The sequence below is a fragment of the Microbispora sp. H13382 genome (assembly GCF_014161445.1).
GTDB lineage: Bacteria > Actinomycetota > Actinomycetes > Streptosporangiales > Streptosporangiaceae > Microbispora.
Map to the genome: position 1 here is coordinate 150,786 of NZ_JABBXA010000008.1, position 15,034 is coordinate 165,819.

15 protein-coding genes and 1 pseudogene are annotated in these 15,034 nt (G+C 71.7%); 5 read left to right on the top strand and 11 right to left on the bottom strand.

Annotated elements, in window-relative coordinates; genetic code table 11:
* Window positions 1-25 precede the first annotated feature (25 nt).
* The gene (locus tag HHX41_RS18125) at window positions 26-760 is read right to left on the bottom strand and encodes a helix-turn-helix domain-containing protein (protein ID WP_182906915.1); all 735 of its coding nucleotides are present in this window, start codon (window positions 758-760) and stop codon (window positions 26-28) included.
* Between the two features lie 19 nt (window positions 761-779).
* A complete protein-coding gene (locus HHX41_RS18130; RefSeq protein WP_169984491.1) occupies window positions 780-1,670 on the bottom strand; it encodes a phosphorothioated DNA-binding restriction endonuclease in 891 nt (296 codons plus the stop codon).
* A 55-nt stretch (window positions 1,671-1,725) separates the two neighbouring features.
* Between HHX41_RS18130 and HHX41_RS18135 the strand changes: the two genes are divergently transcribed.
* Complete coding sequence (locus tag HHX41_RS18135; RefSeq protein WP_182906916.1) at window positions 1,726-2,262, top strand: RNA 2'-phosphotransferase; 537 nt, start codon at window positions 1,726-1,728, stop codon at window positions 2,260-2,262.
* Window positions 2,263-2,283: 21 nt separating this feature from the next.
* On the opposite strand, the gene HHX41_RS18140 is transcribed toward HHX41_RS18135, so the two are convergent.
* Both HHX41_RS18140 and HHX41_RS18145 read right to left on the bottom strand, forming a co-directional pair.
* Window positions 2,284-2,796 (bottom strand): aspartate carbamoyltransferase, encoded by a 513-nt coding sequence (locus HHX41_RS18140; RefSeq protein WP_182906917.1) that lies wholly within the window; start codon window positions 2,794-2,796, stop codon window positions 2,284-2,286.
* Window positions 2,786-3,214 (bottom strand): MarR family winged helix-turn-helix transcriptional regulator, encoded by a 429-nt coding sequence (locus HHX41_RS18145; protein WP_182906918.1) that lies wholly within the window; start codon window positions 3,212-3,214, stop codon window positions 2,786-2,788. Before HHX41_RS18145 ends, HHX41_RS18140 begins: the two co-directional genes overlap by 11 nt.
* 87 nt (window positions 3,215-3,301) lie before the next feature.
* Between HHX41_RS18145 and HHX41_RS18150 the strand changes: the two genes are divergently transcribed.
* The 3 genes from HHX41_RS18150 (at window position 3,302) to HHX41_RS18160 (ending at window position 7,967) form a co-directional block, all read left to right on the top strand.
* Window positions 3,302-5,431 carry a TerD family protein gene (locus HHX41_RS18150; RefSeq protein ID WP_182906919.1) on the top strand — a complete coding sequence of 710 codons (2,130 nt, stop codon included), beginning with the start codon at window positions 3,302-3,304 and terminating at the stop codon, window positions 5,429-5,431.
* A 324-nt stretch (window positions 5,432-5,755) separates the two neighbouring features.
* Window positions 5,756-6,685 (top strand): hypothetical protein, encoded by a 930-nt coding sequence (locus HHX41_RS18155; RefSeq protein WP_182906920.1) that lies wholly within the window; start codon window positions 5,756-5,758, stop codon window positions 6,683-6,685.
* A gap of 934 nt (window positions 6,686-7,619) precedes the next feature.
* Window positions 7,620-7,967, top strand: coding sequence for a VOC family protein (locus HHX41_RS18160; protein ID WP_182906921.1), 348 nt, complete (start codon window positions 7,620-7,622; stop codon window positions 7,965-7,967).
* 220 nt (window positions 7,968-8,187) lie between these two features.
* On the opposite strand, the gene HHX41_RS18165 is transcribed toward HHX41_RS18160, so the two are convergent.
* The 3 genes from HHX41_RS18165 to HHX41_RS18175 are packed head-to-tail and all read right to left on the bottom strand — an operon-like array spanning window position 8,188 to window position 11,436.
* Window positions 8,188-9,789 carry a CocE/NonD family hydrolase gene (locus tag HHX41_RS18165; protein WP_182906922.1) on the bottom strand — a complete coding sequence of 534 codons (1,602 nt, stop codon included), beginning with the start codon at window positions 9,787-9,789 and terminating at the stop codon, window positions 8,188-8,190.
* A gap of 19 nt (window positions 9,790-9,808) precedes the next feature.
* Complete coding sequence (locus HHX41_RS18170; protein WP_310742044.1) at window positions 9,809-10,258, bottom strand: DUF3237 domain-containing protein; 450 nt, start codon at window positions 10,256-10,258, stop codon at window positions 9,809-9,811.
* Window positions 10,255-11,436, bottom strand: coding sequence for a flavin-dependent oxidoreductase (locus tag HHX41_RS18175; RefSeq protein ID WP_182906923.1), 1,182 nt, complete (start codon window positions 11,434-11,436; stop codon window positions 10,255-10,257). Before HHX41_RS18175 ends, HHX41_RS18170 begins: the two co-directional genes overlap by 4 nt.
* A gap of 81 nt (window positions 11,437-11,517) precedes the next feature.
* Between HHX41_RS18175 and HHX41_RS18180 the strand changes: the two genes are divergently transcribed.
* Window positions 11,518-12,057 carry a MarR family transcriptional regulator gene (locus HHX41_RS18180; RefSeq protein WP_310742045.1) on the top strand — a complete coding sequence of 180 codons (540 nt, stop codon included), beginning with the start codon at window positions 11,518-11,520 and terminating at the stop codon, window positions 12,055-12,057.
* A 3-nt stretch (window positions 12,058-12,060) separates the two neighbouring features.
* On the opposite strand, the gene HHX41_RS18185 is transcribed toward HHX41_RS18180, so the two are convergent.
* From HHX41_RS18185 to ureA, 4 genes and pseudogenes are all read right to left on the bottom strand, one after another.
* Complete coding sequence (locus tag HHX41_RS18185; protein ID WP_220504186.1) at window positions 12,061-12,486, bottom strand: hypothetical protein; 426 nt, start codon at window positions 12,484-12,486, stop codon at window positions 12,061-12,063.
* Between the two features lie 96 nt (window positions 12,487-12,582).
* The gene (locus HHX41_RS18190) at window positions 12,583-13,914 is read right to left on the bottom strand and encodes an urease subunit alpha (protein ID WP_310742046.1); all 1,332 of its coding nucleotides are present in this window, start codon (window positions 13,912-13,914) and stop codon (window positions 12,583-12,585) included.
* 109 nt (window positions 13,915-14,023) lie between these two features.
* Window positions 14,024-14,311, bottom strand: a pseudogene (locus HHX41_RS40700) (urease subunit alpha); the annotation flags it as partial.
* Entirely contained in the window at window positions 14,308-14,997 is a 690-nt protein-coding gene (ureA, locus tag HHX41_RS18195) for an urease subunit gamma (protein WP_169984481.1), read from the bottom strand. The gene ureA and the pseudogene HHX41_RS40700, both read right to left, overlap by 4 nt.
* Between the last annotated feature and the right edge of the window lie 37 nt (window positions 14,998-15,034).

Sequence of the window (15,034 nt, forward strand, 5' to 3'; positions counted from 1 at the left end):
CGGCCGGGCTGTTCCCTCGGTGGTGTCAGGCGAGCCGGTGGCCGCCCAGGGAGATCTGCGTCTCGGGCATGGGAGCGAAGAAGTCGAAGTTGGGCGGCGGGCCGACCCTCCGCTCCAGCGTCTTCACCACGTGCCGGGCGTCCTCGTTCGGGCCCGCGAGGTAGAGGGGCTTGCCGTCCTTGCCGAAGGCGATGGCCGACTTGTCCTCCCACGCCCCGAGGTGGTCGGCCGCCCCGGCCAAGTCCGTGGCCGGCTCGAAGCCGAGGTCGCGCGCGTAGTCGACCGCGCCGAAGACGAGGTGCCGGACCAGGTCGAGCGGCGCATCCCGCCACCCGTGCGCGTAGATTCTGAACCACTTGGGGAGGAAGCGGTGCAGCTCCACCTCGCTCATCACGTCGGGGCCGAGGACGTGCTTGACGCCCAGGCAGTAGACGTCGACGAGGTAGGCGCAGACCGACAGCTTGTCCCACCCGTGCTTGCGGGCCACCACCACGCTGACCGTGCCCGCGGTCTCCTGGCCGTCCGGGACGTCGTCCGCCCAGCCGGTCGTGTCCGGCACGCCGAGTCCCTCGCTCCAGCCGGCGTTGATCCAGCACCCCGCGACTTCGGGCTCGCTGGCCTGCCCGCCCGTCTGCTCGGCCACCGCCCTGACGTAGGGCGCGACCGCCGCCGGCGCCATGCCCAGCGCGCGGGCGATCTGCTTGGGGGAGCGGCCCTGTCCGCGGAGCTCGCGGACCTTCTCCAAGATCGAGCTGTCCATAGGGTCCGAAGCCTACCGGCTACCCCTCTCGGGCCGGGGTGCGGAAGACCTGGCGGCCGTGCCATTCGATATGGCTCACGTCGACGGGGTCGAGACCGCTCTGGGGGTTCTTGGCGGGCCGGCCGGCGAGAGCGAGGACCATCCGCTCGGCCGCCGGGCTCCGGCCGACGAACTTGCGGGAGACGGTGATCGTCCGGTCCCGGGTCAGGCCCAGGACGCCCTTGTCGAACAGCTTGTGGTGGATCGCGCACAGGCACAGCCCGTTGGCGACGTCGTCCGGGCCCTGGAAGGCCCACCAGCGGACGTGTGCGGCGTCCAGCCCGACCGCGACGCCGTCCAGCCACCCTTCGTAGGCGCAGAAGGCGCAGCAGTACTCGTACGCCATGAGGACGTTCTGCCGGAAGGCCGGGTCGCGGCGGGCCACGAATGGCACGGCCCGCTCGGCGGGGGTGAACCGATCGGCCAGTTCGAGCCCGACGAAGCGGCAGATGTCAGGATGCAGGGACGGTTCGAAGTTGGCGTCCAGTAACTGCCGCGCGAGCCGTACGACCAACTGGGAGTCGTCGGTCAGGGCGCGCAGGAGGTCGGGATGGAGCCGCCCGGCGGCCTGGGCTTCCCGGAGCCGGCCGAGCTCGGAGCCGGGACTGCCCGGCCCGTGCACGGTGTCGACGAGCCAGACGCCGTCACTGGTGAGGTGATGGAACGGGTATCCGGGACTGGTGTCACGCGGCGGCCCGAACTCCTTGAGCAGGAGCTTGAGGTCCGCCTCGGCGGAGCCGAACGGGATCGGTCGGCCGCCCTCGCGCTGGAAGCGGCCGAGGGCGTAGAGCAGCAGGAGCGGCTTGTGCGGCGCCCGTTCGCCCTGCCGCGTCCAGCGGCGGATCTTCGCGACACGCTCGACCCAGTCCATGACCGACACCATAGGGTGATCACAACGGCGAGGCGGCGGGGACTGGAGGAAGGTGATGGACGAACAGCGGTTCGTGCGGGTCTCGAAGTACCTCGCCAAGCATCTGCGCCACCAGCCCGAGGCCATCGGCGTCGAACTCGACGCGCACGGCTGGGTGGACGTCGGCGCGCTGCTGACGGCGGCGGCCTCGCACGGGTTCCCGATCTCGCGGGCGGAGCTGGAGCAGGTGGTCGCCGGCAACGACAAACGGCGATACGTGATCGACGGCGATCGGATCCGGGCCAGCCAGGGGCACTCGGTGCGCGTCGACCTCGACCTGCCGGTGGTCGAGCCGCCTCCGCTCCTCTACCACGGCACGGTCGCCCGCAACGTGGGGGCGATCCGCGCCGAGGGGCTGCGGCCGATGGCCCGCCACCACGTCCACCTGTCGCCGGACCGGGAGACCGCCACCCGCGTCGGCGCGCGCAGGGGGAAGCCGGTCGTGCTCGTGGTGGACGCGGCGGCGATGCACGCGGCCGGGCACGAGTTCCGGGTGAGCGCCAACGGCGTCTGGCTGGTGGACCATGTCCCGCCGGACTTCATCCAGGGATGAGGACCATGCTCGCCGGATCGGTCATCCGTGTTCGGCGTGCCGGCCGTGGTCGGAGACCTGGGCGTCGAACCAGGCGTGCAGCGCCTTCACCAGGGCGGTCTCGCCGGTGGTGTAGGTGATCCGGGCGCCGGCGGGCATCTGGGTGTAGCGGATGTCGATCCGGGTGTGCCCTTCCTGGAGGTCGTGCAGGCCGGGCATGTGGTCGCCGTGGATGGATGCGGGGTCGCCGAAGTCGCCCTCGCGGAAGGCGGTCACTTCCTCGGTGAGGTGCTGCCGGATGAGGGTGATCTGCCGTACGTCGGAGGGGTCGTCGGCGGTGACGGTCTGCACGCCGCCGGTCGCCGTCTTGCTGAATCGGTGTGTGGTGCGGTCCAGGTCGAAGGGCATCACCGCGCGGCCCTTGGCGGCGACCTCCGCCTGACGGCCGGCCGAGGTCTGGTGCTGCCCGTGGTCCTGGCCGGAGGGTGCGCAGCCGGCCGCGGCCAGCGCCAGAACGGCCAGGAGCAGCCCGGCGCGCCGGTGCTCACGCTTCATCCATCGCCTCCGTGAGGATGCCGAGGGCGCGCAGCACCGCTGCGCGTTCATATTCGGGGACGCGGCCGAGGACGGCGGAGAAGCGATCCGCTCTGGCCCGGGCGAGTCGTGCGGCCGCGTTGGCCCCATCGGGGGTGAGCCGGACCAGGACGCCGCGGCCGTCGTCGGGGGCCGGGGTGCGTTCGGCCCAGCCGCGCTTGATGAGCTGGGTGACCAGGCGGCTGGTGGTGCTCTTCTCCAGGCGGAGCCGATGGGCGAGGTCGTTCTGCCGTAGGGCGCCGTCCCTGGCCAGCTCACCCAGGGCATGCGCCTCCGAGACGGGGATGGGCTGCCCGCAGGGGGTCCGGTCGGGCTGGTGCAGGCCGAAGGCGCGAACGAATCTCGTCACGGCCTCCTGCAGGCGCATCTCCTCCGACATGGTTCGACCATACAACCAAAGTCGTTGTATCGCACAACCAGATATTCGAGTGGCGAAGGGCCCGGGGACGCCCGCTATCGTGCGTGCGTGGAGGATCTGATCATTGCCCGGCGCCTGCGCGTTCCCGTCGACAGCGCGGGGGACGAGACGTCCGATTGGGGCGGGGTGGCCGCCCGGCAGCTCGACGCGGCGCTGCTCAGTGTCGGGTTCACGTGCTCGCCCGCACTGCTCGACCGCCTGGCCCGGCTGCCCGGCGAGCAGGTGATCGACCTCGGCGTGCGCGTTCTGGCCGCGGTCCGCCGTCTGGTCGGCGATCACGTCGAACACAACGCCTACTTCGTCGACTTCCCGAACAACGTCCCGGACACCCTGGAGTTCTGGGCGGGGCTGCTGCGCGAGGCCATGCTCGACCCGGTCGCCGCCGCCCGGCTCCAGCCGGACGTCCTCAACCTGCTGGACCTGCCGCGATACGGGAGCTACCAGCACACGTACGCCGACCTGCTGGCCGCGCACGCCGAGCTGATCCCCCTGGCGAAGGACAGGGTCACCGTGCTGGAGCTGGGCGGGAGCCCGCGCGACGAAGCGCGGGAGCTCTACCTCTCGCTGGCCGGCTCCGAGGTGCCGCTCGCCGCTGAGGACCTGGCGGCTCTGCGCGCGCTGGCCGGCTTCTGTGCCGACTTCTGTGCCGACTTCGGGGCCGACGACCAGCCCGAGCACATCCCCGTACGCGAGAACCGGGCGGTCGTCAACGAAGCGCGGCTGGCCGCCGGGCGACCGCTGCTCGTCGACACCGTGACGGACGTTCTCCGGCTGGCCGCGGCCTGCTCCGGCGGCGACGTCACCCTGACCACCCCCACCCGCTTGCGCTCCTTCCGCCGCGCGGAACGCCGCATCCTGCTGGCCGCCCTGGACGCCGTCCCGGCCGCCAAGCACGGGGACGTGCTCCGCCACCGGGAGCAGTGGAAACGGCTCGGCGAGCGGCTGCACCCCCACGAGTATCCGCAGTTCCCCCGGGCCGCCCAGGTCTTCGACGTGGCCAGGGGTGTGCGTAAGGCGTCGAGCCTCGGCAGTCGCGTCGAGGCCGCGCTGGCCGCGGGCCGTACGGAGGAAGCCGTCTCGCTGCTGGAGCACACGCCCGGCGTACTGCTGCGCCGCCTCGACCACCTGCTGCGCGCGGGCGGCGGCTCCGCCGTACTGGAGGCGGCGGAGAGGGCCGCCGCCCGCGCCTCCGGCCGCGTGCTGCTCTCCCTGCGGGAGCACCTGCAGAACCGGCTCGCCCCCGCGGACCGGGTCTTCACCAACCGGTACGGCAGAGCGTGGACGACGCCCGACACGCGCCCTCCACTCGACGAGGAGGCACTTCACCGGACGCTCGCCATCCTCGACGAGGAGATCGGCCGCCGCCTGCCCGACCTCGGCGAGCTGATCGTCGACCCCGCCGTACTCGACGTGGCGCTGCCCCTGTCGGGCAAGGCCGTCGCGCCCGGGCTCCGGATGCTGCCCCGTGGTTCGCTGTCGACCGTGGACGGGGAGCTGCTCCGATTCTTCGTCCACTGGCGGCAGCGCGAGCGGCGCACCGACTACGACCTGTCCGCGCTCATGCTCGGCGCCGCCTACGACGACCCGGTGCACATCTCGTGGACGTCCTACGCGAACGGCTTCGCGACCTACTCCGGCGACCTCACCGAGGCACCCGACGGCGCCTCGGAGTTCATCGACGTACGTCTCGCCGGCGCCACCAAGCCGATCATCATCCCGCAGGTCCACGTCTATGCCGGGGAGCCGTTCGACGAGGCCGCCGAGGCGTTCTTCGGCTATATGACCAGGGACGCCGAACAGGAGGGCAGGCCGTTCGAGCCACGTACGGTCCGGATGAAGTCCGACCTGCGCGGGTCCGGCCGCGTCGCGCTCCCGCTCGTCTTCCTGCGCGGGGACGACGGCGCGTGGCGGGTGAAGTGGTTGCACCTCTACCTGTCCGGCAGTCCGGGGTTCAACCAGGTGGAGGGCAACCGGGTGACCACGTCGCTGCTCGTGCGCTCGATCGTGGAGCGGGACTACCTCAGGGTCGGTTACCTGGCCGCCCTGCTCCGGGCCAGGTCCTCCGTGTCCGTCGAGGGCGGGCACGTCACGTACATCGGGCTCGATGCGCCCGCCGATCTTCCCGAAGGGGCGCGGGTGTACACGCCCGCCACCCTGCACGAGCTGATCACCGCCTGATATCTTGCTGATCGCAAGGGCATGGAAGGGCTTCCTTCTACCTCTTTTGGACCCGGTCTGCCCGTACGGGCGCCGGGCTGGTTCTAGCTCTTCCGCTTTCCTTGCGCTCCGGCGGGTGAGGCCATTCAGGAGCTTCCTTCTCGCCTGGTTCGATTCCAGGTGGGCCCGTGGGCCTGCTGGTGACATCTAGCTTCTGAGCTCTCCTCACCCGCCCGGTCGCAGCAGTCTTCGACACGGGTTCCGCGGCGAGACGGAGAGTAACGAAAGAATCACAGACCGTTATAGTGAGCTCATCGTCCAACTCGGCGTGGATACGGTCACGCAGTGGCACTAGCCGAACACGAAGCGCTCGTTCGCCTGTTCTGCGAACGACCCGACCTCGCCGCCGACCTGCTGACTCGATCTCTCAGAGTCCAGCTGCCCGACTACGACTACGCGGGCCTCGAATCGGCCGATCTCACCCAGGTCACGCCCACCGAACGGCGCGCCGACTCGGTCATCGTGTTCCGCCGTAAACGGCCGGAAGCCGATCCCCAGCCCGTTCTCGCCGTGATCGTGGAAGTCCAGCGTGGCCCGGACCCCGGCAAGATCTGGTCCTGGCCGATGTACCTCGTCAGCCTGCGTACCCGCCTCGAATGCCCGGTCATTCTGCTGGTTGTGTGCCCCGAAGCGTCGGTCGCCCGCTGGTGCGCCCGTCCGATCGAACTGGGCCATCCCGGTCTGGTGTTGAAACCGCTGGTCGCCGGCCCGAACGAGGTGCCCGTCATCACCGACCCCGGCCAGGCGGCCGAGGACATCGAACTCGCGGTGCTCTCGGCGATTCACCACGCCGCCACGCCGGAGGGCCCCGATATCCTCAACGCCCTGTTCGCCGCGCTGCACAATCTCGACCGAGACCTGGGGGGTATGTACGCTGACATGGTTCGTGCGGCGCTGCCTCGAGAGGTCTGGGATCACTTGGAGGAGCACTTGAAGACCGAAACCTACGAGTACCTCAGCGACTGGGCCCGCGAGAACATCGCCAAGGGCAAGGCCGAAGGCAGGGCGGAGGGCAAGGCCGAAGGCAAGGCAGAGGGCAAGGCCGAAGGACAGGCCGAGGCGATCCTGACGGTTCTGTCGGCCCGAGGCCTCGAGGTGCCCGAGGACATTTCCGAGAAGATCCGGAAATGTCATGACTTCGACCGGCTGGCCGCTTGGCTCCGAGCAGCCGCCACGGTCGACTCCTCTGACGCGCTGCTCGACGACATCTCATGACGCCGTCCGGCGGTGACGTGGGACCCGCCGTGCCGGGCGCCCGGGGACACGGCAGGGCCTCCGACCACGCCGACGGCGATGGCGACACCCCGTGATGATCCGGCTGCGCTGCCGGCGTCCGCCGGGCAGGGGGCTTTGCGGTGAACGTCGTCCCCGGCGGCAATTCGCGTCAATGGCGGCGTTCACCTGTGAGTCCGCCCGGTAGGGCCTACGCGCGGAGGAAGACTTCGTCGAGATGCCACTCGAGGGCCTCCCGGTCCGGCCGGTCGCGCGGCCGGGCGGGGACGCCGATCTCCTGCCCGGCCCGCCGGTAGAACTACTCTCCGTTGCCGAACTCCTCCCGCAGGCGCGGGCTCACCGATAATCGATGCCTGTGGCGCGAGGTCATCCTCAACGACCGCACCGACGAAACCGGGCACGGCCGCCGCGAGATCCGCCGCATGAAGATCTGCACCGTCTGCCCCGGCCTGCCCTTCCCCACGCCGCCCAGGCGATCCAGGTCAAACGCCGCCGCACCGACCACAAGACCGGCAAGACCACCGTCGTGACCATCTACGCCGTCACCAGCCTCCCGCCGGGCCGGATCACCCACGCGTAACTCGCCGCGCTGATCCGCGGCCACTGGAGCGTGGAGGCCCCGCACCATATCCGAGACGTGACCTACGCGAGGACGCCTGCAAGGTCAGGACCGGCGCCGCTCGCCAGAATCCTGGCGAGCATACGCAACCTGGTCATCGGCCTGGCCCGTCTGATCGGCTGGACCAACATCGCCGCCGCCACCGACCACTACCGCAGCCACCCCCGCCGATGCTCTTCAACTACTCGGTGTTACAGCATGAGAACTCCGGCCCTGCCACGCACCCCCAGAAGAAGCTCAACAAGGTCGTAACCTGGCGGATGAATGATCGACAGGGGGGATGCTAGCGTCCGGCACATGACCGTTCGCCGTTCCGTACCCGACATCACGACCTCCGACCCGGCCGCGAGCAGTGCCTTCTATCATCTCCTCGGCTTCCGCGAGGAGATGAACCTCGGCTGGGTCGTCAACCTGGTCTCGCCGTCCAACCCCACCGCCCAGGTCATCCTCATCACCAAGGATGCGGCGGCGTCTGTAAACCCAGACCTCAGCGTTGAGGTCGAGGACGTCGACGCCGTCTACGAGGCTGTACGCGCGACCGGCGCAGAGATCGTGCACCCGATCGCCGACGAGGACTGGGGCGTCCGGCGCTTCTTCGTCCGCGACCCCGACGGCAAGGTGGTCAACGTCGTCAGCCACCGCTGATCAACGTGGCCATCTCTAGTCCGCCTGATCAGCTGGACCAAAATCGCCGCCGCCACCGACGACTACCCCAGCCACCCCGCCGACGGGCTCCAGCTACTGGGTCTTACGACCTGAGAACGCTTCGGCCCTTACACGTCCCCAGGGCAGTTCCTTCCTCGACCCCTGTGACTGGGCGGACCGGGCCTCCCAGCGGGCCGGACGTGGCGGAGTCGTGGATCTCCTACCGGACGGACGGCGGGACGATCGGTAGCGTGATGTACGAGTCGGGGAAGACCTTCTGACGCTGGACGACCAGGTCGGCCTCGGTTGAATCCGTACGGCCGGTGCCGGTATTGCGGTCGAAGCGCGGGAAGTTCGAGCTGGAGACCTCCACCCGGATCCGGTGGCCGGCCTTGAAGACCTGGCTGGTGGCGACCAGATCGATGGTGAAGGTCCCGGACGGCTCGGCGACGCGGACGATGCCGTCGATCACGCTCATCGCCCGGCCGTCCGGATACACGTCCACGAGCTTGGCCGTCCAGTCGGTCGAGGCGGCGGAGGTCTCCGCGTGCAGGGTCACCGTCACCGGGCCGGTGACCTCGATGTCGGAGGCGAGCACCCCGGTCGAGTAGCAGAGCACGTCGGGCCGCCGCTCCACGTCGCGCTGGTCCTGGGGGCCGACGTTGGTGGGGTCGGGCAGCAGGGTCGGGCCGCCGACGGTCGGGACCGGGTCGCGCGGGTCGAAGGTGAAGGTCGCCGGCTCGTGCGTGGTGGGCGGCTCGGGGGAGAGCAGGCCGCCGGTGTGCAAAAAGTAAGGGGTGCCGACCGCGCGCTCCAGCGGCCAGGCCTCCTCGTCCCGCCAGACGTCGTCGCCCATCACGAAGATCTTCACCGCGGGGCCGGTGTCCTCGCCCTTCAGGAACGCGAGCTCCCGCTGCTCCAGCTGGATCGCCTGTGCGGAGGCGGCGCCGCCGAAGAACAGCCGCCCGGTGCCCGTGGCGCCGGGCGCGAGGTGGGACCAGGGGCCGATGACCAGAGGGCCGCCCAGGCGGCGGTGGTTCTCCAGCGTCCCGCCGAGGAACAGGTCGAACCAGCCGGCCACGTGCATGACCGGCACCTCGACGCGGTCGTGGCGCAGGGTCTCGGCCAGGTCCTCCCAGTAGGCGTCGCGCTCCACGTGCGAGGTCCAGTCGCGCCACCAGGGGATGCCCGGGATGTCGCCCACCGGCAGGGTGCGCGCCGCGGCGTCCTGGTCGCCCAGCACGGGAAGAACGGCGGCGAGCCCCGCGCCGGCGTCCTCGCCCGCCTCGGCGGCGTGCAGCAGGCCGAGCATCGTCTGAAAGGCGCCCCAGTTGAGGGCCGAGCCCAGCGCGAAGGCCCCGCCGTGATACTTGAGGCCGTCGTGGAAGTCGTGCGGCGTCATCGAGGCGATCACGGCCTTCAGCCCGGGCGGGCGCGTCGCCGCCGCCTGCAGCGCGCATCCGGCGAGGTAGGACATGCCGCTCATCACGACTTCGCCGTTCGACCAGGGCTGCGCGGTGATCCAGGCGATCGTGTCGTGGCCGTCGGCGCCCTCGTCCGCCCAGGGGCGGAACTCGCCGTCGCTGCTGCCGCGTCCCCGGCAGTGCTGCAGCACCACCGCGAACCCGGCCCGCAGCGCGGGCGTCACGGGCCCCGTCCGGAACGAGTCCTCGCCGTACGGCGTGCGCACGAGCAGGGCGGGGAACGGACCGCCCTCCGCCGGACGGTGGACGGTGCCGCGCAGGACGGTGCCGTCCCGCATCGGCATGGGGGTGTCGTGCTCGACGGTGACCGGGAGCGGGGGGCGGTCGAGCTTCGGCATGAGGCTCCTCAGGGCGAGGTCAGGTCAGGGCGTAGGCGTCGTAGCGTACGGCGGCGGCCGCACGGGCCGCCGAGGCCACGGCGAGGGTGCGGTTGAGCCAGACATAGCGATCGTCGCCGGTCTCGAAGCGGCAGAACAGCCGGAAGTAGTACTCCGCCGGGTCCACGTCCTCGCCCCGCGCGAGACGGCCGAGCACCTCGGGGGTGCCGTGCCGGACTCCGCTGGTGGTGATGTAGACGTACGCGCCGTCGTGGGTGCGCAGCGTGTAGCGGGTGTCGATGCTGATCATCCCGTCGGCGTGCACGACCTGCCAGTCGGCCCCGCCGGGCAGCACCTCGCCCGACAGGCGGGGGCCATCGAAGGTGCCGCCCACGATGTTGATCACACGGCGGTGCCCCCACTGCGAGTCGCCGAGATCGAGCACGGGATCGAGTTCCACGTGGAAGGTGGCGAGCGGTTCCAGGTTCACGAGACGGCACTCCGATCGACGCTCCAGGAGGGGCGTTCGCTGAGCGAGGCGGGGTCGAACCCGGCCGTGCGCTTGTAGGACGCGGCGATCTCCGCCCGTTCGGCGTGGGGGATGACCTGCTCGATGTCGTCGAACCCGCCGGGCGCGCGCTCGTGCGCGAGCTTCATGACGACCTCCGGGCCCATCTCCCGGTTCGACAGTTGCAGCGCCGTCGTGGCCGGGCGGCGCGTCTCCTCGTACGCCGCCAGGTCGCCCCGCGCGAGGGCGTACGCCAGCACCCGGGCGTCGATGATCGCCTGCGAGGCGCCGTTGGAGCCGATCGGGTACATCGCGTGCGCGGCGTCGCCGAGCAGCGTGACGCCGTCGAAGGTCCAGCGGGGGAGTGGGTCGCGGTCCACCATCGGGTACTCGTACGCGGCCTCGGCCCCGGCGATGATCCCCGGCACGTCGAGCCAGTCGAAGCGCCAGTCGGCGAAGTGCCCGCCGATCTCGGCCAGGTCGGCGGGGCGGTTCCAGTTCCCCCGGTCCGGGGCCTCGCCGTCCAGCGGGCGTTCGGCGATCCAGTTGATCAGCGTGCGCTCGCCGGTCTCGATCGGGTAGGCGACGAACTTCTGCGTGCCGTCCCCGGCCATGATCATGGATCGGCCGGTCAGGAACGGCTCGCCGTAGGTGACGCCCCGCCACAGGACCAGGCCGTTCCACGGCGGCGGGCCCTCGCCGGGGTACAGGTGGGCGCGAACGGCCGAGTGGATCCCGTCCGCGCCGATCAGCAGGTCCTCGTCGCCTGGGCCGGTGATCCGGCTGCCGGTCCGTACGGCGTCCGGGCCCAGCCGCTCGACCACGGCCTCCAGCAGGAGCATCTGCAGCGTCCCGCGGTGGACGGAGTACTGCGGCCAGGCGTAGCCCGCGGCCAGGCCCCGGGGCTCGGACCAGATCGGCGTGCCGTACCGGTTGAAGTAGGCGAGTTCGGCTGTGGCCACGCCGATCTCGGCCAGCCGGTCGGCCAGTCCCAGCTCGGTGAGCTCTCGCACGGCGTGGGGGAGGAGGTTGATCCCGACCCCCAGCGGCCGGATCTCGGGGGCGGCCTCGTGCACGGTCACGTCCTCGAACCCGGCCGCGTGCAGGCTCAGTGCGGCGGTCAGCCCGCCGATGCCCGCTCCGGCGATGACGATGTGCACGGGCGCCTCCGGGAGGACGAGAAGTTGTTACGGCCGTAACAATACTCACGGCCCCCGGTGCGGCTGCGCAAGACTTGACGCGTGAACAGCGAGCCCGACACCCGGCCCGACCTCGCCATGGACGTGCCGCCGGACCTGCGGTACGCCGCGTACGCGCGCGAGCGCCTGGCGGCCATGTCGCCTCCGGCCGACGCCGAGGCGTTCGCACTGGCCTACCACCTGCTCCAGCTCGCCTACCTGCTGGTCACCGACCTAGAGACCCGGATCCACCGCCCGCGCGGCCTGACGCTGCCCGGGTTCCGGCTGATGTTCAAGCTCTGGCTGCTCGGCCCCACCCAGCCCGTACGGCTCGCCGAGATCTCGGCCATGTCGCGGTCCGCGGTGACCAACGCCGTCAACACCCTGGAACGCGGCGGGCTGGTCGAACGCCGGCCGGTGCCGGAGGACGGCCGCGCGGTGGTGGTCGCGCTCACCACGGAGGGCGAGGCGGCCGTGCGTGACGCCTTCGCCGAGCAGACCCGCAGGGAGCGGGAGTGGTTCACCTGCCTCGGTCCCGCCGAGCGCGAGCAGATGACGGCCCTGCTGTCGCGCATCCTCCGGGCCCGCCCGGCGGATCTCTGACGGTCAGTCGCCGCGCCGCCGGCTGGCGGCGTCGGTGAGCAGCCCGAGCCCGACGCCCAGCATCCACACGTCCTTGCTGACGCCGATGCCCGCCGGGCTCGGCCAGATGCTGCGGGGCTTGCGCAGGGCGGGCGTACGCAGGTAAAGCGCGAGCAGCCCGCCGGAGAACCCGGTGAGCGCGGCCCCGGCGACAGCCGCCGGCACGACCGGCGCCAGGAGCGCCACGCCCGTCGCGATCTCGGCCGCGGACAGCAGCTTGAGGAACCGGCGCGGCGGAACGGACTTCAGGAACGGGAAGGCGGCGGCGGCCATGCCGTGGAGTCCGGCGGCCTGCTCCTCGTCGCCGTTCCACTTCTCCACGCCGGAGTGCAGGACGTACGCGCCCGTGGCGACCCGGCCAGGCACCTCCCGTGCCCTCATGAGCTTCATCGGCGACTCCTGTCCGTTTCGATCCATACCGTCCGTTCTGCGACGATACCCGCCCGCCTGACGGCGGCAGGCGGGGGGCTGTCAGAAAGGGCGCCGTCACAGGAAGTACAGACGGTTGAGCGAGACGGACCGCGCCGGAGGCGAGCTCAGCGGCTCACCGTCGAGGCTCACCTGCCCGGTGCCCGGGTCGACGCGCACCTCGCCCGTGCGGGCGTTGCGCACCATCGCGGCGGGGCCGATGCCCCGGGTGCCGCGTACGCCGACGCGGGCCCGGCGGGTGGGCAGGCCGTCGCCGGGCCGGTGCGCCGACCCGGCGTGCGCGGGCGTGGCCACGGCCGCCGCCGCGCCGGAGACGAAGGCCACCGACAGGTCGGCGGCGGTCCCGCCGTGGGCCCCGAACTGCGGGCCGAGGACCAGTGGCTCGCTGGAACCGGTGGCGGCGTTGGGGTCGCCCACCACCCCGTACGCCGGAAACCCGGCCTTGAGCACGAGCTGCGGCTTGGCGCCGAAGAACTCCGGCCGCCACAGCACGATGTCCGCGAGCTTGCCGGGCTCGATCGAGCCGATCTCGTGCGCCAGGCCGTGCGCGATCGCCGGGTTGATCGTGAGCTTGGCGATGTACCGCAGCACCCGGGCGTTGTCGTGCCCGGCCGGGTCGCCGTCCAGCGGGCCGCGCTCGGCCTTCATCTTGGCCGCCATCGCGAACGTGCGCCGCGCGGTCTCCCCGGCCCGGCCCATGCCCTGCGCGTCGGACGAGGTGATCCCGATGAGCCCGAGGTCGTGCAGCACGTCTTCGGCACCCATCGTGCCGGCGCGGATGCGGTCGCGGGCCAGGGCGGCGTCGCCGGGCAGGTCCGTCTTCAGCCCGTGACAGGAGACGATCATGTCGAAGTGCTCGGCGAGCGCGTCCCTGCCGAAGGGCAGGGTGGGGTTCGTGGAGGAGCCGATCACGTTCGGGACGCCCGCCAGCCGCAGCACGTCCGGGACGTGCCCGCCGCCGCAGCCCTCGATGTGGAAGGCGTGGACGGTGCGCCCCTCCAGCACGGCGAGCGTGTCGTCGACCGACAGGCACTCGTTGAGGCCGTCGGTGTGCAGGGCGACCTGCACGTCGTGCTCCTCGGCGACCCGCAGCGCGGTGTCGAGCGCGCGGGCGTGCGCGCCCATGTCCTCGTGGACCTTGAAGCCGCAGGCCCCGCCCTCGGCCAGCGCCTCGGTCAGCGGGCCGTCGCCCGAGGAGGAGCCGCGGGCGAGGAAGCCGATGTTGACGGGCCAGGCGTCGAACGCGTTGACGGCGTGCCGCAGGGCCCAGGGGGAGTTCACGCCGACGCCCCACACCGGCCCGAACTCCTGGCCGATGATCGTGGTGACGCCGGAGGCGAGCGATGCCTCCATGATTCGCGGCGACAGGAGGTGGACGTGCGTGTCCACGGCTCCGGCAGTCGCGATGAGCCCCTCGCCGGAGACGATGGCGGTGCCGGTGCCCCACCACGACGTCCACGCCGTCGAGGGTGTCGGGGTTGCCGGCCCGGCCCACCGCCGCGATCCGCCCGGCACGGATGCCGATCGAGACCTTGCGCACGCCCAGCACCGCGTCGATGACGACGACGTTGCTGATCACCACGTCGCAGGTCTCGCGGACCGGCGCGGCCTTCAGGTGCAGGCCGTCGCGGGCCGTCTTGCCGAAGCCCGCGAGGAACTCGTCGCCGGGCCGCTGCGCGTCGCCCTCGACCTCGACCACGAGGCCGGAGTCGCCGAGCCGGACGCGGTCGCCCGCCCGCGGACCGTGCGCGGCGACGTATCCCCGGGCGAATCCGTGGTCGCTCATGGCGTCTCCGTGAGGTAGCCGCACGCCCGGGCCTTCGCGAGGGCGGCCTCCTTGGCGCCGGGCGCGTCCAGCGGGCCGTCGACCAGCCCCGCGAACCCGACCGCCACCCGGGCGCCGCCGATCGGCACCAGCTCGACCTCCCGGGTCGTTCCCGGGTCGAAGCGTACGGACGACCCGGCGGCCACGGCCAGGCGGGTGCCGTACGCCGCGGCCCGGTCGAACGCCAGGCGCGGGTTGACCTCGAAGAAGTGGAAGTGCGAGGTCACGGAGATCGGCACGGGCGCGGTGTTGCGCACGCGCAGCCGTACGGAGGCGGCGGGCGGGTCGTAGCCGTCGCCGGGTCCGAGCACGACCGCTCCGGGAGCGTCGTCGCCGAGGGATCCGCCGCCGAAGGGGTCGGTGACCACCGCGAGCCGGGTGCCGTCGTCGAAGACGGCCTCCACCTGCACCTCGGTGACCACGTCGGGCACCCCCGGCAGCACGTCGCCGGGGCCGAGCACCTCCCGGGCGGCCCGGATCGCCTCGGCCAGCCGCCTGCCGTCGCGCGCCGCCTCGCAGACCGTGTCGGCGATGATCGCGGTCGCCTCGGGGACGTTCAGCCGCAGGCCGCGGGCGCGGCGGGCACGGGCCAGCTCGGCCGTGGTGAAGATCAGCAGCCGGTCCCGCTCCGAGGGGGTCAGGCGCACCGGAGCGCGCCCATCGTCGGAGCCTTTTGGTCACCTT